At 59.8% G+C, this 23,464-nt stretch carries 22 protein-coding genes and 1 pseudogene; 7 read left to right on the top strand and 16 right to left on the bottom strand.

All coding sequences use genetic code 11. The features are described from left to right. From INP52_RS08030 to INP52_RS08080, 11 genes are all read right to left on the bottom strand, one after another. Complete coding sequence (locus tag INP52_RS08030) at positions 1-1,221, bottom strand: hypothetical protein (protein WP_194370699.1); 1,221 nt, start codon at positions 1,219-1,221, stop codon at positions 1-3. Between the two features lie 58 nt (positions 1,222-1,279). Next, positions 1,280-2,746, bottom strand: a complete 1,467-nt coding sequence (locus INP52_RS08035) for a flippase (RefSeq protein ID WP_194370701.1) — start codon at positions 2,744-2,746, stop codon at positions 1,280-1,282. Beyond that, a complete protein-coding gene (locus tag INP52_RS08040) occupies positions 2,746-3,798 on the bottom strand; it encodes an NAD-dependent epimerase/dehydratase family protein (RefSeq protein ID WP_194370703.1) in 1,053 nt (350 codons plus the stop codon). The genes INP52_RS08035 and INP52_RS08040 overlap by 1 nt, the downstream gene beginning before the upstream one ends. A gap of 12 nt (positions 3,799-3,810) precedes the next feature. Beyond that, positions 3,811-4,530: an IspD/TarI family cytidylyltransferase gene (locus tag INP52_RS08045; RefSeq protein WP_194370705.1), complete on the bottom strand. Its 720-nt coding sequence runs from the start codon at positions 4,528-4,530 to the stop codon at positions 3,811-3,813. Next, positions 4,527-5,735 (bottom strand): CDP-glycerol glycerophosphotransferase family protein, encoded by a 1,209-nt coding sequence (locus INP52_RS08050; RefSeq protein ID WP_194370707.1) that lies wholly within the window; start codon positions 5,733-5,735, stop codon positions 4,527-4,529. Before INP52_RS08050 ends, INP52_RS08045 begins: the two co-directional genes overlap by 4 nt. A gap of 14 nt (positions 5,736-5,749) precedes the next feature. Next, positions 5,750-6,691 (bottom strand): LicD family protein, encoded by a 942-nt coding sequence (locus INP52_RS08055; RefSeq protein ID WP_194370709.1) that lies wholly within the window; start codon positions 6,689-6,691, stop codon positions 5,750-5,752. A gap of 17 nt (positions 6,692-6,708) precedes the next feature. After that, positions 6,709-7,533, bottom strand: a complete 825-nt coding sequence (locus INP52_RS08060; protein WP_194370710.1) for a glycosyltransferase family 2 protein — start codon at positions 7,531-7,533, stop codon at positions 6,709-6,711. A gap of 1 nt (position 7,534) precedes the next feature. Further along, positions 7,535-8,356: a sugar transferase gene (locus tag INP52_RS08065; protein WP_228478315.1), complete on the bottom strand. Its 822-nt coding sequence runs from the start codon at positions 8,354-8,356 to the stop codon at positions 7,535-7,537. After that, a complete protein-coding gene (loaP, locus tag INP52_RS08070) occupies positions 8,341-8,913 on the bottom strand; it encodes an antiterminator LoaP (RefSeq protein ID WP_194370712.1) in 573 nt (190 codons plus the stop codon). Before loaP ends, INP52_RS08065 begins: the two co-directional genes overlap by 16 nt. A gap of 589 nt (positions 8,914-9,502) precedes the next feature. Continuing rightward, a complete protein-coding gene (locus INP52_RS08075; RefSeq protein ID WP_194370714.1) occupies positions 9,503-11,245 on the bottom strand; it encodes a [FeFe] hydrogenase, group A in 1,743 nt (580 codons plus the stop codon). Continuing rightward, on the bottom strand, positions 11,239-13,065 hold the full coding sequence (locus tag INP52_RS08080; RefSeq protein ID WP_194370716.1) for an NAD(P)-binding protein: 1,827 nt from the start codon (positions 13,063-13,065) through the stop codon (positions 11,239-11,241). The genes INP52_RS08075 and INP52_RS08080 overlap by 7 nt, the downstream gene beginning before the upstream one ends. Positions 13,066-13,311: 246 nt before the next feature. Here INP52_RS08080 and INP52_RS08085 point away from each other — a divergent pair, with 246 nt between their 5' ends. Continuing rightward, positions 13,312-13,956 carry a type IV toxin-antitoxin system AbiEi family antitoxin domain-containing protein gene (locus INP52_RS08085; RefSeq protein ID WP_194370719.1) on the top strand — a complete coding sequence of 215 codons (645 nt, stop codon included), beginning with the start codon at positions 13,312-13,314 and terminating at the stop codon, positions 13,954-13,956. Between the two features lie 161 nt (positions 13,957-14,117). Then, a pseudogene (locus INP52_RS10185) lies at positions 14,118-14,216 on the top strand (nucleotidyl transferase AbiEii/AbiGii toxin family protein); the annotation flags it as partial. Positions 14,217-14,465: 249 nt separating this feature from the next. On the opposite strand, the gene INP52_RS08090 reads toward INP52_RS10185, so the two are convergent. After that, a complete protein-coding gene (locus tag INP52_RS08090) occupies positions 14,466-15,299 on the bottom strand; it encodes an HAD family hydrolase (protein WP_194370721.1) in 834 nt (277 codons plus the stop codon). A gap of 228 nt (positions 15,300-15,527) precedes the next feature. After that, the gene (locus INP52_RS08095; RefSeq protein ID WP_194370723.1) at positions 15,528-16,079 is read right to left on the bottom strand and encodes a prepilin peptidase; all 552 of its coding nucleotides are present in this window, start codon (positions 16,077-16,079) and stop codon (positions 15,528-15,530) included. Positions 16,080-16,376: 297 nt separating this feature from the next. Here INP52_RS08095 and INP52_RS08100 point away from each other — a divergent pair, with 297 nt between their 5' ends. From INP52_RS08100 to pth2, 3 genes are read left to right on the top strand one after another with little or no spacing between them, the layout of a single operon-like run. Continuing rightward, on the top strand, positions 16,377-17,486 hold the full coding sequence (locus INP52_RS08100; protein WP_194370725.1) for an acyltransferase family protein: 1,110 nt from the start codon (positions 16,377-16,379) through the stop codon (positions 17,484-17,486). A 46-nt stretch (positions 17,487-17,532) separates the two neighbouring features. Further along, positions 17,533-18,711 (top strand): cation diffusion facilitator family transporter, encoded by a 1,179-nt coding sequence (locus tag INP52_RS08105; protein WP_194370727.1) that lies wholly within the window; start codon positions 17,533-17,535, stop codon positions 18,709-18,711. A gap of 18 nt (positions 18,712-18,729) precedes the next feature. Continuing rightward, entirely contained in the window at positions 18,730-19,167 is a 438-nt protein-coding gene (pth2, locus tag INP52_RS08110) for an aminoacyl-tRNA hydrolase (RefSeq protein WP_194370729.1), read from the top strand. A gap of 59 nt (positions 19,168-19,226) precedes the next feature. On the opposite strand, the gene INP52_RS08115 is transcribed toward pth2, so the two are convergent. Then, positions 19,227-19,493: a hypothetical protein gene (locus INP52_RS08115; RefSeq protein ID WP_194370731.1), complete on the bottom strand. Its 267-nt coding sequence runs from the start codon at positions 19,491-19,493 to the stop codon at positions 19,227-19,229. 127 nt (positions 19,494-19,620) lie between these two features. Here INP52_RS08115 and cysK point away from each other — a divergent pair, with 127 nt between their 5' ends. Both cysK and cysE read left to right on the top strand, forming a co-directional pair. Next, positions 19,621-20,532 (top strand): cysteine synthase A, encoded by a 912-nt coding sequence (cysK, locus tag INP52_RS08120; RefSeq protein WP_194370733.1) that lies wholly within the window; start codon positions 19,621-19,623, stop codon positions 20,530-20,532. Position 20,533: 1 nt separating this feature from the next. Beyond that, positions 20,534-21,136 (top strand): serine O-acetyltransferase, encoded by a 603-nt coding sequence (gene cysE / locus INP52_RS08125; RefSeq protein WP_194370735.1) that lies wholly within the window; start codon positions 20,534-20,536, stop codon positions 21,134-21,136. A gap of 91 nt (positions 21,137-21,227) precedes the next feature. On the opposite strand, the gene INP52_RS08130 is transcribed toward cysE, so the two are convergent. Continuing rightward, positions 21,228-22,115 (bottom strand): pyridoxamine 5'-phosphate oxidase family protein, encoded by an 888-nt coding sequence (locus INP52_RS08130; protein ID WP_228478316.1) that lies wholly within the window; start codon positions 22,113-22,115, stop codon positions 21,228-21,230. 147 nt (positions 22,116-22,262) lie between these two features. Next, positions 22,263-23,462 (bottom strand): mandelate racemase/muconate lactonizing enzyme family protein, encoded by a 1,200-nt coding sequence (locus tag INP52_RS08135; RefSeq protein WP_194370737.1) that lies wholly within the window; start codon positions 23,460-23,462, stop codon positions 22,263-22,265. Positions 23,463-23,464 lie beyond the last annotated feature (2 nt).

Raw genomic sequence — 23,464 nt, forward strand, 5'->3', positions numbered from 1 at the left:
TTAATCTCTTTTATTTTTCTCTGCACATTCCATACTTATTTTTCTAAAAAACGCTGAGCACTCTTGCCAAACCCAGAATAGAAACGTGCTGTAAAGAAGATTGAGGAGTTGAGGGTCAAAAGCAGAATGAGCTGCAATTACAAACAGAATGAGGCACATCAGTAAGTCATCTTTTGATGCAGCCTCTCTCGACGCGACCGAAAATGCTACAAGAACAGCCAGAAATGGCACAAGACCTCTGAGGACTAATGTATTCAGATATGAACTCTCAATATAATTCTTATCTGCCTCAGGAAAGGATTCCTTTCTTGAAACAAGTGAGCCTCCCGTAACCAAGCTGTTGCCCGCAAATTCAATCTCCTGCCCGAATGGCTTGATGCCATACTTATTTAGTGAGGCATGATCTTGAGCAAGCCTATTGCTGCTGAGGCTGTTTAGTGCCTTCCATGCTGGAGTTGAGGAATCATATACAAGCGCCATAACGAGACCAATGACAGAAAATGCAACAAAAGAATACTTGGCGAGAGATCTTAAACAACTACCTAACCATGGCCTTTGTCTAAAGATGCTAAGGCAGAGAGTTCCTATCATCAAGAGAAGGACTAGTGCGAATGAATTACGTGAATCCGTAAATATAAATATTAATATATTAATTATAATAATTCCGATGTACTGCCAGGCTGGCAGCTTACCATCTCTCACATAGAGATGCAGCATTACGAGATTAAGATATATATGGCTTAGATAGGTGCAGTATCGAAAGCCTAATCCGTGCCGCACCGCCTCAGAACCTCGCTTAAAAAGATAGTCCGGGATTACTCCAAATTGCGAAAGAACAACAATGACAACGCTACCTGCGCCAATGAGATATAGGGTAAACCAAGCTATCTTCTTAAATTCAACTTTTCTGCCAGCGTAAAGTATGAGAGCCGTGTCTAGCAGAAGGACATCACCGGCTGCGATTTTTACTGCTATCCCAATACCTGCCGTAATTACAAATAAAATAAGTGAGACATCCATTGAGATGCTCATAAGGATCGATATTAAGATTAGCCCATACACGAGCGCATGAGTCATCGTATTAAATACAGACCCCTCGGCAACTGAAAGCATAGAGATGCTCACGAGCTTCCAAATAAGCCACAATCCATAGCCAGAAAAAAAGGATGCACAAGCCAGACGTGTCCTAAGTTTTGAAGGTTCCATATGCCCCACAACCATCTAGATATCCTTTTCTAAATAGATCTTCATGAATGCATCCTGCTCGATTATATGAAAATTAACTCCGGGTCTTTCTTGGAAGGTATTTCCCAAAGAGCCGTCGAAACTGAACATCTTTTGTCGCCAAACACCATACGATTGAAATACCAAGATAGACGATAGCTCCTACAACTACCTCCGCCAAGAGAGTCAATAGAGAGATTCCCCTCGCACGGAGCATTCGCGGGGCAAATACCCGAATTGCTGCCGACATAATTATTCCAATACACAAAAACGGGATTGCGCCCTTAAAATAAGAGAGAAGGGGAAGCTCTTCGCGCACCATTATTGACTGAGTCACAAGAATAGATAGCTCTGCTAGCACGGTGCCAATGGCGGCCCCCATGGCCCCCAACAAGGGGATAGTGATGAGATTGAAGACAACGTTGACAATTGCCCCAATAACCAAAGATAGCGTGTACTCCCCGTCACGGGATGAGGGAAGAAGGTATTGCTTTCCAATCACATTTGTCATCGAAATCACAGGAATGATTACCACGAGAACGCGCATAAGGCCAATGCAAGCCTCGTATCCTTTGCCAAAGAACACGGGAACAAATACGGGCGCAACCGCAGCGATGCCCGCAGCAAGGGCAATTGCGGTAGCAAGCATAATCCAGACGGCTGTCTTAAGAAGCGAAAGGCCTTCTTTCCGATCACCGTATTGCAGCGTCTGAGACATTCGGGGCAACATAACCGTGCCGAGGGCGGTTACCACATTTAAAGGCAATCGTGAGATTTTCTCCGAGTAGTCAAAAAAAGCAACCTGATCACTTGAAGATAAAGAGCCCAGCATGATCTTATCTAACGTGGTATAAATCGAGACTGCAATGACAGGCACAAAAAGACGTGCGCTTGCCTTTAAATGCTTCCAAACTTCACTTGGCTTAGGCTTGGCAAAATCAATATAGTTCTTCATGAATGGCCAGAGTGAAGCTGCATTTAAAAAGTAGCTTCCCGAGACAGCCATCACATAAACCCATAGGTCGTTTTCGTCATGCACAAAAAAGAATACCGTCACAATCATAATGATCTTGGTTGCGAAGCTCCTGATGGTAGGAATCTTGAACTCTTCGCATCCAAATAGAAGCCATGAAACGTCTGTTGCCGCGTAGAGCACCCATAGCCCCCAGAGCGCTGCAATAACTGTCCCACCCTTGTGTATCGTCGCTGCATATAGGATATAGACCAGCATAACTACAAGGCCAACGCCAAGCTGAGAGGCATAAATTTCGCAAAAGGTCTGAGAGCGTTTTTTCCGGTCTTCTCCGCACAATGCAATGGTGCGCACCCCGTAGATTGACATTCCGAGTGTTGCAAATAGAACGAAGTAGTTGGTAATTGACTGTGTATATGAAAAAACTCCATTCTGATCTGGGCCAAGAACTCTTGCAAGATACGGTGTGGTAAGCAGGGGAGTCACTGCCTGGAGGATCTGGTATGCAGAGTTAAGAAGAAAGTTCTTCCTCAGGCTTCGCCCGCCCATTAGTTCTTCTGCTCCCTAAGAAACTCTCCAAGACGCCGATAAGCTTCACGTAAGTCGGCCGTTGGCACCCAACCAAGATTGCGCAGTTTTTCGGAGCTCAGGAAGAGACGGACGTCAGGAGCATATCCAGATGCCCCCTCTTCATCAAGCTCAAGAACAATCTTAGATTTGCCCTGAGAGAGCGTCTGAGAGACAAGTTCCGCCATCCCTCGTATGGTCGTATGAGATGCTTCGTTGCAGACATTGTATACCTCACCGGCAATTCCTTTTGCAAGTAGAAGAAGTAGAGCGGCTACCGCATCTGCTGCATAGACATAGTTGCCCTCGGAGAGTCCCCTTGTCTTGAGAACTATGTTCTCCCCCGCCAGAGCGCTACGCGCAAATTGGGCGAACACTCGATTTTCGGTGGGGAGAATACCCGCGCCAAAGGTCTGAGCAAGACGGGCAATAGCTACCCCGACACCATACTGCTCTGCGTATGAGGTGCAGAGGCACTCACACAGCCTCTTGCTTTCTGGATACCCAGACCGCACCGAGCGAATGTCAATGAAGCCCAGGTCAGACTCCGATGTCTTACCTCGCTTATCAATGTTGCCATACACCTCCATGGAGGAGAGGTAGACCATTCTGGCACCGGTCCTATGAGCAAGCTCAAGAAGAGCTCGTGTGCCCTCGAACGAGGTGACAATCGTATCGACCGGCTTCGTAACCATGATCTTTGAACTAGTAATGGCCGCCGTATGTACGATGTAGTCGCAAGAATCAATGCCCTCGGGAATCTGCCCACTCTGCAGGTCGCAGACAAGGCAGTGAACGTCGCCATTGGCGTCATATGCCTCTAAGAGATTACGAGCTTTATCTGCATCACGCACAAGCACACAAATTGACACATTGAGATCGTATGCGGCATTAGCGAGTAAAAGATAACGCGCAACAAGCGAGCCAATCAACCCCGTCGCGCCAGTAATAACAATACTTGCCTCACGAAAAGGCTCGAAAAGATCACGACCAAGAGAGACGAAGTCACGTTTGACCATCTTGCTGATTTTCATATTGGATCCCTACTAAACGTAAATCTGCTCGTTCTCGCGAGCATCCAGGATGGCTCTCATAGAGAAGAAATCTCCTGGCGTCGTAATCTTGATATTCTCCACGGGCCCATCAATAAGATGCAGACCGTGTCCATACTCCATCATCATAGTGGCAGAATCCACGAAGTCCGATCTGCCCTCGGTGATGGCGCGCCTATGCGCAGCAAGAATTTCCTCAAGCCAGAAACTCTGTGGGGCACGTGCGAGGCGGATGTTCCTGCGTGGAGGAACTGAGGCTATACTGCCATCCTCCGTAACTTCAACCACCGTCTCAGATGCCTCTATCGTAGTTATCGCAGAACCATAGGACCTCACTGACTCGAGATTGTCAGTTATGGTCTTGTGCGCTATGAGCGGCCTCACGCCATCATGAATAAGTACAATCGAACGCTCTCCGGCAGCGAGTTTTTCTGCAGCGCAAAGACCACTATAGATGGAGAGTTGACCTGTCTCACCGCCTGGAACAACAGCCTTCACTTTCGAAATCCCATAGTTCTCAAAGATGTCTTTGCAATGGGAAATCCAGTCTGGGTGACAGGAAACAACGATGCTATCAATATCTGGATGCTCTTCAAATAGTGCTGCCGTATGAACGATGATTGGCTTACCGTGAATCTCAAGAAATTGCTTTGGTAATTCTCTCGAATGCATCCTTTTGCCAACGCCACCAGCAAACAGCACGGCCACATTCATTGTTTTTCCCCTTGTTCAAGAGTGCGGACGTGCTCCTCGATTACCTTTGCGACGGCCTCACATGCATGGCCAGTTTCAAAAGAACCTAGGTCATTATGATGCTTTTCCATTCGCACCCTATACGATATGGCATCAAATGAGCGAATCGCCTCCGCAAGCTCCTCATTCGACTCACAAACTGGAAAGCCCCATTCGTGGATGTCAACGTCAAAACCACGGTCGCGCTCATACTGAGCTAAATCAGGAGTAAAAAGAAAACAAGGCCTATAGGTGAACGAGAAGTCCCAGATAACAGACGAATAGTCTGAGATAATGGCATCACAAGCAAGAAGTAGACCCTGCATATCGCGATAGTCAGAGAGATCGCGGTCAAAACCCTTGCCAGAAAACTCTGAAAAATAATGTCCCCGTTGACCAAAAATAATATTTTTATCCGATATAACTTCGAATGCATCGTGGACGATGCTAATATCAACCTGGGGAATATCGTCAGAGAAATCACGCCATGTAGGAACAAAAAGAACAAGGTAATCCATCTCGTCTAATCCAAGGCTCTTGCGAATTCTCAGTCTCTCTGAAGAACTGTTAGTCACCAATCTGTCATTACGAGGCATGCCCCTCTCAATAACTTCACCCGAATACGCATATTGTTTACGAATTACTTCATCTGTAAAAAACTTGCTACTTGAAACAAAATAGTTATAATGAGAGAATTGATTTCTTGTCATAAACCGAGAGAATGGCAGGCCAGCATTAGTTGCAATGCCAACTTTTTTATAACATCCGCCCCCATGCCATGTTTGAATCTGAAGTTGCTCTTTGCGAGCAGGAAGATCATTAGAACGAGGGCTATTGGTTATAAGGACCGACGCGAGGCAGGCCATTCTTCGATGCTCTTGAGAGCGATACCGAATGACTCTCGTATTGGGCCGAGAAGCCAAATCGGCCCACTTATCTGGATCCTGTGCAGCCCATATATACGAAAACCGGTTCGGATAATGCTCACATAGATACTCATAAATTGCGCGAGGATTACATTCCAAGCGAGTCCCTAGAAAACTTTCCAGCAGAATAAGTTTCTTTTCTGTTGGGCGGCTCAAGAGCTGTGCTTTAGTCGCAAGGGCAAAAATCTTTGCACCAACAAATTTAACTGCTCTTGCTATTTCATCTCGTGCTTCTATCTTACGGTTAAGCTTCATGTTCATAGTTAAATAATCATCTATTCAGTTATTCCGGTTACAGATCTTTTATTTCCGTACTTTCCCAAATCAAATTCAAATACGAAGTGGCTCTCACGGTCTAATTCAGAGGGTGGTGTCATATAGTCCGGACCATACAGTCCAGAGAGATATACCTCGTAGTGGACAGGAATAGGTACTTCGTATCCGTCGAAGTCCACGTTTTTAACCGGAAAAAAATCACTACGTCGATAGAGTTCTCCAAAATAGTGCTTTCGGCCAACAGGAACTGAAATATATTTCGATCTTTCCTTGCCAAACCGGGCATTCCAGCGATCCCATGTGATAGTCCATGCTACGGGTGAACGAAAAGAAAGTAGCTTGCCGAACATAATTTTTATTTTAAATATTCTCATATTCTTGGGAGATCCAGATACGAGGGACAGATACTCCTCCCCTCTTGATGCAAATCTACGACACGAATAGGCAAGTCCGAGCAGAAGCGAAACAGTCCCATGGATATACCTAAAAGGAGCGGAGTCTGGAACATTATCAATATAAAATATATCGATATAAGCCCCACATTGACCAGACTCATAGTCATCCCTACACTTCACAACCGTTCCCTTGAGCCTGACTCTCGGAAATGCAAGGTCGTAGCCTGGAGTCACACCGGGTTGCTGAACCCAATACTTATCGCCAAAACGAGCTGAGAAAGCCTCTGAAAAGCGGGCGAAGTCCTTCCGTGTCATGTTGATATCGAGATCATCGTCCCAGGGGATAAAGCCCCTGTGCCGCACTGCGCCCAAACAACTTCCACCGCCCAAAACGTACGTAATTTTATTGGCTAGGCACACCTCATTTATATCCCCCAGCATCATGCGAAGCACGTTTTGGAGCTGCTCTAGCATATCAGGTGATATTTCAACTGAATCATCAGTATTTAAAATATGTTTAAATACATCAAAAGTAGATAGTCCCATTATACTCTCTTTTATAATTAGCGTATTTGCTCAGGAGCCATGGAGAAATACCTGTTCTTCCAGAAGTAATACACGAGTCCCTTTATATGCTCAAGGTTCATCTTGCTCATAATCTTCTTATGCGATAAACGCTGATACTCATGCACTATATGTGCTTCGTAGCAACGAACGACACGCAGCCCAGCCGCATGACATCTCACACACCAGTCCACATCTTCGGGAGCGTAGAAAATCTTCTCGTCAAAAAGACCAACAAGGTCAAGGACCTGCTTAGGAAGCACCCAACAAGCCGAAAGCAGATACCCCACATCTTGAATCCCATTAACGATAGGCGTCTTAGGCTCCTCCGCTTTTGCTGCTTTTTTTGAGACACTACCAAATGGCCATGCCTTACCAAGCTTAATACTAGGCGTAGGAAGATTCCTGCCAGATAGCTGGACAGACCCGTCTGAGCTTGACATTGTCGGTCCAACTACACCTATCTTCTGATTCGAAACCAACACAGCTACCATCTGATCGAATGCAGCTTGGTTCACAACTGTGCCTGAGTCGAGTATGCAGATATAGTCTGTAGCCGATTCAATTTCTTTAAGAGCTTCATTACGGGAAATAGTAGTACCCAAATTTTTATCGCTGGTAACGACGTGCAGATTCGAATGGGCTGATGAGAGTTCGGCCAGAATGCAAGGCGTAGAATCCGTAGAGCCGTTATCCACAACCCACACATCAAGATCTGTGCAGTCCAGAGCCAAAACTGATTCCAGGCAGGGCCTTACCACGGCTTCGGAGTTCCACGCCAAGATAACGAAGCCCACCCTTGCCTTGCAAAAGTCAGGTCTCAAGCTATTGCCCCGTCTTTCTCGCCATGGCCCTGAAGGTGCGGACGAAGATCCTTAGGTCCAGGCTCAGGCTCGCATGGCGCACGTAGAAGAGCTCAAGCCCCTGACGCTCGCCGTCGGCCCACGTGGCATCGTTTCTGGAAGTGACCTGCCACCAGCCAGTGATGCCAGGCTTGCGGGAGAGGAACTCATCGCGGGCGTTTGCCAGCTGCCAGGTCTCGGCCTCGGTCACGGGGCGCGGCCCTATAACGGAGAGGTCACCCTTGAGGACGTTGAGGAACTGCGGGAGCTCGTCCAGGGAGGCCTTACGCAAAATGCGGCCCACGTGCGTGACCCGCGGGTCGTGGTCTACCTTCTGCTCGCGACGCCACTCCTCGAGCTGCGTTTCGTTGAGGTAGCGCTCCGGATGATCGTGAGCGTCGACGTACATGGTGCGGATCTTGTATATGCGAAAAGGCCTCCCGTCCTTTCCGATGCGCTCTTGGGTGAACATGGCCGGTCCAGCCGACTCCAGACGGATGGCCAGGCACGCGATCGCAACCGGGATGGCCAGCACCACCGTCACGCAGGCGGAGAACACAAAGTCGAAGACGCGCTTGACAGCCCGGTACGCGACTCCTCCCGGGAGCGGCAGCGCGCCCGCCACGGGAGCCGGAGCGCGATAGGTCACCTCGGGGTGGGCGACCGCAAAGGCCTTCTCGTCAAAGTCGGGAGGATAGGCGGCTGCCTCCGCTTCGAGGGGGCTGACCACCGTAACCTCTTCCTCAAGGGGGCTAGCCACGGCTGCCCCCGCCACGTCCACGTCCGACGTCATCTCTTCGTACACGAGCAGGCGGCCCTCGCTCTCGTTCGTGCGGTTACGGCTGCGTCCTCGTCCGACGCGGCCAGGACGGCCAGCCCCACGCGCGTGGAGACCGTGCGCCCGCACAGGTTGACTTCCAGATATGCCGTGGACTTGCGGCGGTTCACGTCGCGGATGAGGCCCTCGTGGCCCACCAGCGGGCCGTCCACGACCGTCACCCGCTCGCCCTCCTTGACCGCGCGGCTCATGGGGACCACGCGCTCGCCGGGGCGGGTGAGCGCGCCGATGAGGGCGACCTCCTCGTCTGCCAGGGGGACGGGCCTCTCGCCCATGGTGAGCAGGCGGGCGAACTCGGGAAGGCGCGCGAGCTCTGACTCGAGCGCCACCGGATCGTCCGAGATGGCAATGAGGTAGCCGGGGAACAGTGGCTTGGCGCAGGGGACCCAGAGGCCGTGAAGCTTGATCTCGGCCTCGTACTGGGGGTAGAAGCACTCCTCGAGGACTTCCGCAGAGGCCACTCGAGCTATGAGCTCGACCATGGCCTCCTCGCGACCCCTTGCGACCTGAATCACGTACCACATGCGCATCACCACCTCAGCTGTCCGCCGTCCGACAAAACAGGGAGAATGCCCACTACTAGGGAAGACTTTTAGGGCTACGCCCTTCCGGCAAAAAACCGGTCTTCCAGAGTCTCTGCATTCCCTGAACTCGTCGAAGCACGCACGTGGCGCTGCCCCAAAGAGAAAGGTATGTCTCGCAGTTTCCTGCGCGGGAACCGCTGGTTTGCAGCGAGCCCCGCGCAAAAGGCTGCCTGGCGCCCTAGTTCCCCGGCGTCGCCCCCTGCCCCCGGACGGCCGGCACGGCCGAGGCGCACGGGCCCCCTTTGGTTAACGGATGAATGTGGCCCAGAGCAGCGGGACAACCAGACGGCCAGAGCCCCCAGCTCACTTTTCCACCCAGGGGGACCGCGGGGCGCAGGGGACGTACCGGTGCGCTCTCTGTGCCCATCACCTGCGCCGCCTTCCTTCAATTGACTTTAAGCTGTTTTGCTATAGTAGACCAAATCGTGAGGTAGGGTCCTCGGCGCGGTTCACAACATATGAATCCCATGCTGCGGCCCCGTCGAGCGGGGCCGCACGGCACGTCGCGCGCGCTTCTGACCAAGGGGTCCTACCCGAGCGCGGCCTCGCGCGGGAGCCGCCAGGCGCGATGATCCGTGTGCAGGAGCCTCTCGGCGCGCTCGGAGAGGGGGGCTCCCAGGTAGTCCTCGTAGCAGGCCGCGATGGCAGGGTTCTCGTAGGAGTTGCGCAGATCGGCCGCGCGGTCGAGGCCCCAGAGCACGTCCCCGCGCGCGCCGGCGAGCTCCTGGCCCTCGTGGATGGGCTGGCCACCCCCGCCCGCGCAGCCCCCGGGGCAGGCCATGACCTCCACGAAGTCGTAGGAGACCTCGCCCGCGGCAAGGGCGTCCAAGAGGAGCCCGGCGTTGGCCAGGCCGCTTGCCACGGCCACGCGCACCGGCGCGCCCGCCAGGTCGAAGGTGGCCTCCTTCCAGCCATCCAGCCCCCGCACGGCGGAGAACGCGTCGGGCGTGGGCTTCTCGCCCGTCACCAGGTGGTAGGCCGTGCGCAGGGCCGCCTCCATGACGCCTCCCGTGGCGCCGAAGATCACGCCCGCGCCCGTGGCCGTGCCCAGGGGCTCGTCGAACGCCTCGTCCGGGAGTGCCCGGGGGTCCAGGTGCTCGGCGCGAATCATGCGGCAGACCTCGCGCGTGGTCAGGGCCACGTCCACGTCCGCGTCCCCGCAGGCGTCGTTCATGGTGGGGATGGCCACCTCTGCCTTCTTGGCCGTGCACGGCATGACCTCCACGCAGAAGATGCGGTGCGGGTCTATGCCCATGAGCTCGGCGTAGTAGCTCTTGGCGATGGCGCCGAACATCTGGCCCGGCGACTTTGAGCTGGAGAGCTGGTCGGTGAACTCGGGGCGCGTGGCCTTGACGTAGCGCACCCACCCCGGGCAGCACGACGTGAACATGGGGAGCTTCTGGTCCTGGGGGTGAGCGAGCTTCTGGAGCAGCTCGCTTCCCTCCTCCATGATGGTGAGGTCCGCCGAGAAGTCCGTGTCGAAGACGTAGTCCGCGCCCATCTGGCGAAGGGCGGCCACCAGACGCCCCACGCCGGCCTCCTCGTGCGTGAGGCCGAGCTGCTCGCCCCAGGCCGCGCGCACGGCCGGCGCGATCTGAACCACGACGACCTTGTCCGGGTCCGCCAGGGCGTCGAAGACGCGGGAGGTGTCGTCGCGCTCGCGCAGGGCGCCTGTGGGGCAGTGGGTGATGCACTGGCCGCAGAGCGTACAGGCGGACTCGGCTATGGGGACCGCCCCGCGCGTGTTCACGCTCGTGTGCGTGGCGCGGTTGACGAGGTCCCACACGCCCAGGCCCTGGACCTTGTCGCAGACCTGGACGCAGCGCAGGCAGTTGATGCACTTGTCGTTGGTGCGGATGAGCGGGAAGCTCTGGTCCCACGGCTCGTGTGCGAGGTGCCTGTCGTACGGCAGAGACGTGATGCCCAGGTCGTTGGCCACGGTCTGCAGCGTGCAGTTGCCGCTGCGCACGCAGCTCGTGCACTCGGAGTCGTGCGTGGCCAGGAGCAGCTCCACGTTCATGCGCCGCGCCTGGCGGACCTTGGGGCTGTTGGTGCGCACGACCATGCCCTCGGACACGACGTTGTTGCAGGCGGCCACGAGCTGGTCGGTCCCCTCCACCTCCACCACGCAGACGCGGCAGGAGCCTATCTCGTTGAGCCCGCGCAGGTAGCACAGGGTGGGGATGCTGACCCCCGCCCGCGCGGCCGCGTCGAGGATGGACGTCTTGGGCTCCACGCTCACCGCGCGGCCGTCTACGGTCAGGTTTACCATTGCTCGACCCTGCCTCCCCTGAAGGCCCCCATGCCAAAGTGGTCGCAGCGCAGGCAGCGCGACGCCTCCTGGTGCGCCTCCTCGTCCGTGAGGCCGCGCTCGACGAGGGCGAAGTCGCCTACGCGCTCGGACGCCTCGCGCTCGCGCATCTCGCAGCGCGCGCACGAGACCTTGCCCGTGAAGCGCGCCGGGGGCAGGTCCACGTCCAGCTCGATCCTATGGTCGAAGCCAAGATAGTTGTCGATGTTTCCGGCCGCGACCTTGCCGGCGTTGATGGCCCGGATGACGGTGGCGGGCCCGGACTGGCAGTCTCCGCCCGAGAAGAGCCCCTCCTTGCCGGGGACCGAGCCGTCCGGGTTGGTGGTGATGCGGCCGCGCTCGCAGCGCACGCCGAGCTCCTCGAAAGGGGCCGACGCGATGTCCTGGCCTATGGCCACGATCACGCGGTCGCAGGCGATCACCTCGTCGGGGCGCTCCGCCGGGCGCGGGGCGGGGCGTCCCCGCCTGAGGCCGCCGATGATCTGCGGGGCGACGCGCAGGCCCACCACGCGACCCCGGGCGTCCGTGACGACCTCCTGGGGGGCGTGCAGGTCCAGGACCTCGCAGCCCTCGGCCTGCGCCCCGGCGACCTCCTCGGCCTGGGCCGTCATATCGCCCACGCGGCGGCGGTAGACGATGACGACCCTCTTGGCCCCCAGGCGCACGGAGGTGCGGGCCACGTCCATGGCCACGTTGCCGCCGCCGATCACGGCCACGATGAGGCCATCGAAGTCGGGCGGGTTGTCGTCTCCCATGTCGCGCAGGAGCGCCACGGCGCTGAGCACGCCCGGTGCGTCCTCGCCGGGCAGGCCGAGCTTCTTGTCCGCATGGGCACCGATAGCCAGGTAGGCGGCATCGTAGTCCGCGCGCAGGCGGGCGAGCTCGTCTCCGGAGACGGGGTGGTTGAGCTCCACGGAGATGCCTCGGTCCAAGATCCACCGGATCTCCCGGTCCAGGTCCTCGCGCGGCAGGCGGTAGCTGGGGATGCCGTAGCGCAGCATGCCTCCCAGGTGCGCGCGCTGCTCCAGGATGGTGACCTCGTGGCCCATGAGGGTGAGGTAGTAGGCGCAGCTGACGCCTGCGGGGCCGCCGCCCACCACGGCCACGCGCCGGCCGGTCGCGGGCTGGATGCGGGGCGCGTAATCATCCGCGTGCTCCACGGCGTAGCGCTTTATGCCGCGGATGTTCATCGGGTCGTCCACCATGCCGCGGCGGCAGTGCATCTCGCAGGGATGCTCGCAGACCAGGCCGCACACGAGCGGCAGGGGGTTGTCCTTGCGGATGAGGCGCACGGCCTCGGTGTAGCGGCCGGCCTCGACGAGCGCCACGTAGCCGGGGATGTCCACCCCGGCCGGGCATCCCGAGACACAGGGGACGAGCTGGCTCTGCGCGAAGCCGCAGGCGTGGTTTTTGACGTGGTGCTCGAAGTCGTCGCGAAACCCCCGCACGGCCATGAGCGCGACCTCGCCGGCCTCGTAGCCGATGGCGCAGTCGCTCGACAGGTAGATGGTGCGCGCGGTGGACTCGATGAGGTCGAGCGTCTCCATGGTGGCGCGGTTCTCGAGCACGTCGTCGAACAGGTGGTGCAGCATGCGCAGCCCCACGCGGCACGGCGTGCACTTGCCGCAGCTCTGCGTGGCGCACATGGCCACGTAGGACGCCGTGAACTCCACGGGGCACGGGGCGAGCGAGCTCACGGCCAGGCGCTTCTCGAGCATCTCGTGCATGCTCGACATGATGGCCTGCGACTCGCTGCGCTCCATGACGCTCAATCTGGCCATGGGCCTCTCCTTGCGCGAGAAACGTGACGCCGGGGCCCTCATCCCCCGCGCCGATACACGGTCGAGATGGTAGGGGTGAGGGGTCCCCGTACGAGGAACGATTCCGCGAGGAGTCGGATTGGAGACGTAAGTGGCGGGGGGAGAGGGGCGGGGGATGAAGGTAGGGAGGGGTTTGAGCCTGGCACGATGGGCGTTCTTGAAGTCATTATCTGTTGCAATAGTTTCCTTATAGGGTATTATTGCAACATGACGAGAAGTGACCACATAGAGAAGATAAATGAACTCTCGGCTTCCGAGAGGATCTTCACGTCCGCCCAGGCCCAGCGGCTCGGCATCACGCGCAAGGCCCTCTCCCAAGCCGCTGCGTCGGACCGCGCCGAGCGCATCGCTCACGGTGCCTATCGTCTGTCAGGCACGCCGAGCTCCGAGATAGATGAACTGACGGCCGTTTGGAAGCTTACCAATCCGACGAAGTTCACGAGTGAGCGGATGGCACGCTGGGACGGGGTTGTGGTCGGCGGCTCTACCGCGAGCAGTCTGCTGGGAATCGGAGATTTCTGGCTCTCTCCCTATCGACTCTATGCGCCCAGACGGATAAACTCGCGGCTCTCCTATGCCCGATTCTCCAAGCGTGTCGTAGACGAGGCTGATGTGACCTGGCTACGCGGCCTACCCGTGACGAGGCTCGAGCGCACGCTCATGGACCTGTGCCTTGATTTCGAGGACCCCTCCCTTGTGGAGAACGCGCTCAGAGACGCCACGCGAGAGGGGATCGACTTCGAGCATCTGAGGGAGCTCATAAGCAAGCAGCCCCCGAGGGGCGCCGCCTCCACCTTGTTTCGTACGCTCGCCGAGACGGGCTCTAGTCTGAGGGAGGGCTCCCCGTTATGACGTTACAGGAAAAAGGCGAATCATACGAGACGCCCCACGCTCTCGAAATGGCAGTCAAGGCTGCCGCTAATCGCTCGTCAATGGGCACGGGAAACGCAATCAGGGCATTCTAGTTCGTCCGCTTACTCTGCCGTGTGTTCGCTAGCGGCAAAGGAGAGCTCGTGCTCAAGGGCGGTCAGGCCATGCTCGCCCGTACTGTGAAAGCCCGGGCAACCCGCGATATCGACCTGCTATCCACGTGCGATGGTCTCGACGGTGCCGTGGATGAGATTAAGAGACTCTCGTCCACGAATCTAGATGACCACGTACAGTTCAGATTCTCGGGAGCGCACTCCATTAAGGCAAACGACGAGTATAGAAACGGCGCCAGTGTCACATTCGACCCGTGGATCGGTGCCAAGCGCATGCCCCCGGGGGAATTCGTGGTTCCCAAGGAATGGTCACAGAGTGCCTACGCGAAAGCGTGCGAGAAGCAGGCAGCCGGCACCAGAGTGACCAAAGTTCTAGTCCTAGCGCATGAACGCCGGCATACGTCCCTCAGGGGTGGCCTCGGCGATGTCCAGCAGGGCATGGGCCACGGAGTCATTGTTGGCCGGGCCGATGTGCCAGCGCGCGACGTCCCTCACCGCAGGCACCGCGTTGGCGACGGCCACGGAGTGGGGATAGTGGCGCAAGACCGCAAGGTCGTTCTCGGCGTCCCCGAAGCAGCAGACCTCCTGGGGCTCCAGGCCCAGACGATCCATGAGGAAGTCGCCGCCGTGGTCCTTGCCAAAGCCGTGCGGCGTAACGTCGATGTGGGGCGTCCCGGGCATGGGGCAGAGAAAGTCGAGCTCGGCGGGGGCGTCGCTCAGATGCGCGGCCACCTCCTGGCAGCGCTCGTACGTTCCCACCACGCGCACGTTGGCCTTGTAACAGGGCTCCTCGGGCACGTCCGTGAGCGCCCGCTCGACGTGCCAGAAGTTGTCCGGGTGCGCGCGCACGAAGCCTAGGTCCGTTCCCACAGCGACCTTGCGGCCCCCATACTCCACCACGAGGTAGGCGTCGGGCATGTGGGCGAGGCTGGCCTCCGCGCACAGCAGGGCTTTATGAGACAGCGCGACCTTCTCCACGAGCTGGCCCTCGAGGTAGACGAGTTGGCCGTTGCTGGTCACCGCCGTGGAGGTGGCCGCCGCGTCGCCGGCGAGCATGTGGGTGAGGTCTCGGTAGATGCGGCCCGTGCACGGGGCGAACAAGACGCCGGTGCCCTGCAGGACGTGGATCGCGTCCAGGGCGAACGGCGTGATGACGTGGTCGGGCTGCCAGATGAGCGTAGAGTCCAGGTCGCAGAGCACGAGCTTGATCATGAGGGTCCTTTCGAAGGCGGGCCGCGGCGGATGCGGCGCAGCACGGCGGCGCAACCTATGCTACCTCGTCCGCGCGCGGCTCGCCCCAAAGGTTCAGGCGCGACGGTCGGGGTCCGTCACGCCCTTGTATCGCCTGTCAGGTGCTCAGGTGGTTCGACGGGCGACCCCCCTGGTATAGACCTCCTCCCACGACCCGCCGGGCAGAAAGTGACCCTTGACACACGCGCGTTACTCGTAGGACGCACCGCCGAGCAGGACCATCACGAGCGCCGAGAGCGCGATGGCAGGCGCAAGGGGAATCCCCTGGGCGAGGGCGCGTCCGTCGCGTGCGAGTGGAAACGCACTCGCACGGGCGTTCCCGCGCGCGGCCCAGGACGCGACGATGCGGAGCACCACCCAGCCAGCCACCGCCACCAGGCAGGACAGGGCGATAACCACGAGCACGCGCGCGGGCCCCACCCACACTCCCACGACGGCCAGGAGCTTGACGTCACCACCTCCCACGCCCGGCGTGCCCCGGATGCGCGCGGAGACCGCCGCCGTCGCGAGCATCACCACGAGCGCGCAGGTCAGGCCGCACACGCTGCGCAGACACGCCTGCGAGGCCGAGCCGCCGAGAAGGACGCCCGCGCACGCCTGTGCCGCTCCCGACACCGCCACCGCGACGACGCACCCGTTGGGCACGACGCGCCGCGCGAGGTCCGTGACGGCCGCAACGCCGAGCGCGGCCGCGAGCACGCCATACGCCGCCACCCTGAGCACCACGCCGAGCACGTCCACCCTGGCTCCTCTCGCCCTCTTTGGCCCTACCCGTCTCATCTGCCGTGGCGCGATTCTAGGGGCTGAGGGCGCGGCATGGAGGACGACCGCGAGGACCCCAGAGACCCTCTCGCTAGGAAACGGATCCCGTCACCTGCACCGATACCAACTGTGACCGTGCGCGTCAGATTCGTGACAGGTTCACGAGCGGCGTCTTTGAGCCCGCCAGAGGCACGCGCATTTGGTATAAGAGAGGGGCCTTTGCTCGTCGCACCACGTTCGTTGCCCCCACTCGTCATCCCCCGGAAAGCCGCCGCCATGTCGCACGTGCCCTCTCATAGTCGCAACCCGCGCATCGAGGCGCTGCGGCTCGTGGCCATCGCGGGCATCGCGCTCTTCCACACCTTTCAGCCCTGGTTCTCTGCCGCGACCGACGGCTCGTGGGCCGCAGGTCCCCTCATCACGTGGGCCCTGGGCTGCGTCAGTCTGCTCGGGGCGTACGGCAATCACGTCTTCTTTCTTATCTCGGGCCTCTTCCTCGTGCCCCGTGCGGCCCAGGCCTCCACGACCGCCGGCTACTGGCCCGACCAGGTTAGAAAAACCGGCCGGCGCGCCCTGACCATCCTGGCGAGCGTGGCCCTCTACGCACTCGTGGCGCTTGCCGTGAGCACGTGGGTCGTGCCCGTCGAGGGGGTCAGCCTGCATGAGGCGGGCTGGCTCGTCGGAGGGCTCGAGTTCGTCTGGCTCTACCTCGTGTTCGTTGCCCTGGTACCCCTGGTGGGCTGGACGTGGCGATGCATGCGCCGCCCTCACGCGGCCGTGTTCGTGCTGGTCTCGATGGCCTTTGCGCTCAACGCCTACATCGCGTTCCTCTCGCCCGGGGAGGTTGATCGAGGGCTTCTGGAGTGGCGCAAGCTCATGAGCGCGGCCAGCTACCTCGTGGCGTTTCTGGTGGGAGGGGTGCTCGGCGAGACGCAGAGCAGGCGTCCCGCCCGGGCACTCGCGGCGTGCGCGGCCGTTGCCGTGGTCGTAGAGGGAGCGGCGGCGTTCATGGGCTCGTCGGACGTACTCGTAGCCCTCTCCTTCAAGTCCACGTCGGCCCTCTCGTTCGCACTCGCGGTCCTCTCGGTGGCGTACGCCGCGCGATCGGCGGACGCAGCCACAGCCCCAGCTTCGACTCCGACGAACCATGCAGCCGCCCTCACCTGCCGAGCCGCCCCCTGCGTGCTGGGGTTCTACCTGGCGCAGTCGATCTTCTCGCCCCTCTGGCGCCCCCTGGCGGACGCCCTCACCCAGGCGGCGGCTGCCGGGGGCGACGTGGCCCTTCTTGTCGCGGGCACGGCCTTTAGCCTGGCACTCCTCGCCGTCATGCTGCTCACGGACGCCCTCGTGAGGCTCCCTCTGCTCAGGTGGCTTGGGCTCGCCTAGGAGTGGGTATACTTCACCCTCATCGCGTACGGGGAAGGGGATTTTCATGACAGAGTGGCTAGTGCGGACGTTCGTGCCGAACGCCCGGAACGTGAGCGATCCCGAGGTCCGCACGCGCTACGGCCTTCTGGCGAGCGTCACCGGCATCGTCTGCAACGTGGCGCTCTTTGTGGGCAAGGGTGTGGTGGGCCTCCTTGCTGGGTCCGTCTCGGTCGTGGCCGACGCCGTCAACAACCTCTCCGACGCCTCGAGCAACATCGTGAGCCTCCTGGGCTTCAAGCTGGCCAGCCGTCCCGCCGACAAGGACCACCCCTACGGGCACGGACGCTACGAGTACCTAGCCGGCCTCGTGGTGTCCGTCGTGGTGTGCGCGATCGGCCTCAACCTCGTGATGAGCTCCGCCAACAGGATCGTGCACCCCGAGCCCACCGAGTTTGGCCCGGCCACGGTCGTGGTCCTCGTCGCGTCCATAGTCGTGAAGCTCTGGATGACGACGTTCAACCGGAGCCTGGGACGCACCATATCGTCGGAGACCCTGGCAGCCACGGCGGTGGACTCCCGAAACGACGTCATCACCTCGGCGGCGGTCCTTGCCTCGGCCGTGGTCTCGCAGCTCACGGGGGCCAACCTCGACGGGTGGGCGGGCCTGGCCGTGGGGGCCTTCATCTGCTGGAGCGGCGTCGAGCTCGTGGGTGACGCCGTGAGCCCGCTTCTGGGCAAGGCGCCCGACCCCGCCTACTCCGAGCACATCCGTCGCAAGATCCTCAGCTATCCCGGCGTCCTGGGCACGCATGACCTCATGATCCACGACTACGGCCCCGGACGGCGGTTCGCGAGCGCGCACGTCGAGATGGCAGGCGAGGGCGGCGCCTTCGAGCAGCACGACGTCCTGGACCGCATCGAGCAGGCGTTCCTGAGCGACGAGGGCCTGGTCATGACCCTGCACTACGACCCCATCGTGACCGACGACCCCCAGGTGCACGACATGCGCCACTGGATCGACCTCGCCGTAAAGGAGATCGATCCGGGCCTCTCGATCCACGATTTGCGCCACGTTCCCGGGCCCTCGCACGCCACGATCACCTTCGACTGCGTCCGATCCGCAAGGTGCGAGCTCTCCTCGACCGAGCTCAGGCGGCGCGTGTCGGAGCTCGTGGAGAAGCGCTATCCTCGGTCCGTCTGCAAGATCACCATCGACGACGGCTACGTCTCTCCGAGGCAGTAGGGCGGGAGCAGGGAAAACATGGCAGGTTCGAGCTCGTACAAGGCCAAGCAGATGATCGTCATGCGGCGCGACCTCAAGATGCGCAAGGGCAAGATCGCCGCCCAGGCCGGGCACGCCTGCGTCGAGGCCATCCTTCTGGCGCTCGTGCGCGAGGGGCGCTCCGGCGAGCTGCGCGCGGAGGACGACTGGGTCCGAATCGAGCACGACGAGGATGACCGCTCCCCGCTCACCGACTGGTTCGACGCCGGCGTGGCCAAGGTCTGCGTCTACGTGGACTCCGAGGAAGAGCTGCTCGACCTCGCCCAGAGGGGTCGTGAACAGGGCTTTGTGGTAGCCCTCGTACGCGACGCGGGCTACACCGAGTTCCACGGCGAGCCCACCTACACCTGCCTGGCCTTCGAGCCGCTCCCCGCCGACGTCATCGACCCCCTCACCGGCGAACTGCCGCTGTACTAGGCGGGCGCGAGACGGGGCTCGCAGTGCCCTCTTCCGGGTTTGGGTTCGCGGGAAGGGGTTCACACAAGAACCCTTTTGAACTCTCCGATTCTTATCTGGCGTTTCTCAACGATAGTAACTAGGCTACTTGCACTATCGCCTGTGCCCGAACCCAAGCTCGATATAGAGTTTGGGTTCGGGCTCGCATCCCCTTCGGTGATGACATCAAAATTCACTTCTTTTACCTGCAGAAACTCCACAGGGCATACTTTCCCCTCCCCCGTTGCGAACCCAAACCCGAAAGTGGCCATGGCTGGGAGGCCACCGGCGACTGGCACGAAAGTCATGTTTCCGGCGCGTGTTCCTCCTCAATTCCCACTTGCATGGTGGGTTTATAAGTGCCACCCTATACGGTAGCGAGCAGTCGTCCGGACGACATCCCTCGTGACCAGTACAATCGAAGAAGGAGGCACCATGCGTACCGCACGCAAGATTGAGGCCCTCATCGGCTCCACGCCCCTCGTGGATCTTTCCGACCTCACCAGCAACTCCGTAACGATCCTCGGCAAGTACGAGGCCACCAACCCCGGCGGGTCCATCAAGGATCGCATCGCCGCCGCGATGGTCGACGACGCCGAGCGCCAGGGGCTTCTTGCCCCCGGGGGCACCATCATCGAGCCCACGAGCGGAAACACCGGCGTCGGCCTGGCCATGGTGGCCGCCGCACGCGGATACAAGCTCATCCTCACCATGCCCGAGACCATGAGCGTCGAGCGCCGCAAGCTCGCCGCCGCCTACGGTGCCACCATCGAGCTCACCCCCGGCGCGGACGGCATGCGCGGTGCCGTGGAGCGCGCCGAGAAGCTCAAGGCCTCCATCCCCGGCTCCATCATCGCCGGGCAGTTCACCAACCCCGCCAATCCCCAGGCCCACTACGAGACCACCGGCCCGGAGATCTGGCGCGACACCGAGGGCACGGTCGACGTGCTCATAGCCGGCGTGGGCACGGGCGGCACCATCTCCGGCGCCGCACGCTTCCTCAAGGAGAAGAACCCTAGCGTGCGCGCCGTGGCCGTGGAGCCCGACGAGTCGCAGGTTCTCGCCGGCAAGCCGGCCGGCGGCCACAAGATTCAGGGCATCGGTGCCAACTTCGTGCCGGACAACTTCGATCGCTCCGTGGTGGACGAGATTCTGCCTGTGACCTCAGGTGACGCCGTGGCCACCAAGGCACGTCTGGCCAAGGAGGCCGGCCTCCTGGTGGGAATCTCCTCGGGAGCCGCCGTGGCGGCCGCCCTCGCGCTGGCCGAGCGCCCCGAACTCGCGGGGAGGGCCATCGTCGCGATTCTGCCCGACACGGGCGAGCGATACCTCTCCATGGACCTCTAACATGGGCGCGTTGGCCCACATGCGCGAGGACGTGGCCACCGTTCTGGCCCGCGACCCCTCCATGGCGAGCACCGGCAACGTGGTGCTCTTCTCGACGGGGCTGCATGCCGTCTGGGCACACCGCCAACAGCACTGGCTCTGGGAGCACGGTGCGCACGGGCTCGCGGTCTTTCTCTCGCAGCGCTCGCGGCGGCGCTATGGCGTGGACATCCACCCGGCGGCCCGCATCGGCCGGAGATTCATGATTGACCACGGGACGGGAATCGTCATTGGCCAGACGGCGGTCATCGGCGACGACTGCCTTATCTACCAGGGAGTTACGCTGGGGATGACCGGAAAGCACGGGGGTAAGCGCCATCCCACCGTGGGCAACAACGTCATGATCGGAGCCGGAGCCATTATCTTGGGCAACATCACCATCGGCGACGAAGTGCGCGTGGCCGCCGGGGCCGTGGTGATTCGCGACGTTGCCCCCCACACGACCGTCGCCGGCAATCCCGCACGCGTGGTGAGCGACCGCAGCTGCCCCATGTTACACCTCGTCGAGCTGCCCCAGCTGCCCGACTACGACGACGAGAATGTTCGCTGGTCCTGCTCGCTGTGATCGCAGAATGACGACCATACCCGAACGTCGGTTTCGGGGCCGATTTGGTACCGTTTTTGGCGTTCGGGTATGGTCACCCTAAGTAGCCGTGCTATTTTGACGCTGCCTCGAGCTGCTCGAGGCGTCGGCGGCGCAGCTTGCGGCCTTTACCGCAGCGAGGATTGCTGAGCTTGCAGTGGTTGCCGCAGCCGGGGCAGTGCTCGCCAACAAGGGCGGGCTCAGCAGCGCGGGCGAGCGCCTTCTTCGAGAGCTTTGCGGATGCAGTGGCGGCGTCCTTTGCGTAATCGTCCTTTGCAGCGTGGTCGTGGTTCTTGTGGTGCTTTCCATCGTGCTTGTGGTGCTTGTCATGACCGTGGTGTTTGTCGTGCTTTTTGGCGGGAACGTCCGCTTTGCGCAGATCATCGGAACCCTCATGACCTGGTCCTCCATGGGCCATCGCGTCGAACGCGTGCCCCTCGCGGCGCTTGCCGGTGAGGTAGTCCACGTCCACGCGCCAGATGGCCACGTGATTGATGGCCTCCCTGAAGAACGAGACGGAAGCGTCCGGTGCCATGTGCGCCATGAGGAGCTCGAGGCCGTGGATCTTCTCGGCGTGATCGTCCACGGGAGAGATGCGACCTGTGGCCATGATGCTCTCGTAGGCGTACGAGTAAAGGCAGGAGAAGTCTCCCTCAATCACGCCAGCGGGAACGTCAAGCTCAAGGGCTACCTCGGGTGCAGCCGTCCAGGCATCGGCCTTGCGACCGGTGGAGGCGGAGTGCAGCCAGAAGGTCCAGCGGACAGCAGTGGCGTCCCCCTTGCCCTCGGAAACCTCGAACCCAAAGCTCATGGGCACGATGAACGGCCCCTCGGCATCGCAGGAGCCCACGCGCAGCACCTGAGCACGCTCCACGATCGAGCGCAGCTCGGAAAGATCGGTCACCGCTCGCTTGGCACGCCGCGGGGGTCGATTCGGCATCGAGCCGGAGAATGCAGGCATGAGTGTTACCCCTCAGATAGCTTTTGACGAAGCCATTCTAGCGCGAGGGGGCACGTTCTGCGCCACGCGCGTTGCAGGCTGTCTAAGGAGAGGCCACGCCGTGCTCTGCATGCCGAGGCCTCCGATTGCACAACGCCGGGCAAACAACTAGCGAACAGTCACTATCTCTGCGTTCGACAACGCGTACTCGGTAAGCTCCTGACCAATACCAGGCTCATCCGGGACTTCGAAGTATCCGCCATGAGTCACATAGTCATTTCTGCACAGACGAATATTGTCCTCGATGAGAGCCGAAGCATGCAGCTCGTGAATCACGAAATTGGGAATCACGGCCTCGAGCTGGAGCGCGGCGCTCGCAGAGACCGGCCCTCCGCAACAGTGCACCTGGACACCGATGTCATAGACATGAGCCTGGTCACAGATTTTCTTGCCCTCGGTGATGCCGCCCACATTGCAGAGGTCGGGTTGAATGACACTAATCGATCGATCCTCGAAGAAGGGTCGATAGCCCCAGCGCGTGTAGACGCGCTCCCCGGTCGCCAGGGGAATGTCGACCTTATCGGCGATCTCACGGAAGAGGGAGGGATTAAGCGGCTGCGTTGGCTCTTCATAATAGAAGCAACCAAGTTTCTGAAGCTCGCGGCCTAGCTGGACAGAGGTCGTGGCATCCGTGAGCGCGTGCAGCTCGATGATGATGTCCACGTCCGGGCCTGCCTCGCGCATGGCAGCCACGCGATCGACGGCAAGCCGCATCTGATCACGCTGAAGAATCCCACGACTTGAGCGGCCCATCCACACGCCGTTCATGTCGAAGCCTATGGGGTCGACCTTCACGGCATCAAAGCCGTCGTCCATTGCCTTGCGCATGGCCTCGGCGTACTCCTCGGGCCGCGCGAGCGAATGCGACACCTTCCCCCAGTCGAACTGCAGCTGAGAGGCATAGGCGCGCAGTCTGGTGTTGGTCTTTCCTCCCAGCAGCTTCCACACGGGAGCCCCCAGCGCCTTGCCTCGGATGTCCCAAAGGGCGATATCGATGCCCGAGATACCCGCCATGATCACGCCGCCGTTGCCCATGCCCCAGAAGGTAAGACGGTGAAGGCGATCCCAAATCTGCTCGTTGTTCATGGGGTCAAGCCCCACGATGCACTGAGCGAAGTCGATTGCCATGCCAAAACCTGCAGTCTGGGCATTTCCGTAGGCGACGCCCACTTCCCCAAGACCTGAGATGTCTTCATCGGTATTGATGCGCACGAACACCGGATGCCAGGGAACGTTTCCCACCGCCACCTCTGCGGCAACGCTTGGTTCTTTAAACGCCTTGATGATGTCTACGCTTGTAATCTTCATGA

This window comes from Thermophilibacter immobilis (assembly GCF_015277515.1).
GTDB classification, from domain to species: domain Bacteria; phylum Actinomycetota; class Coriobacteriia; order Coriobacteriales; family Atopobiaceae; genus Thermophilibacter; species Thermophilibacter immobilis.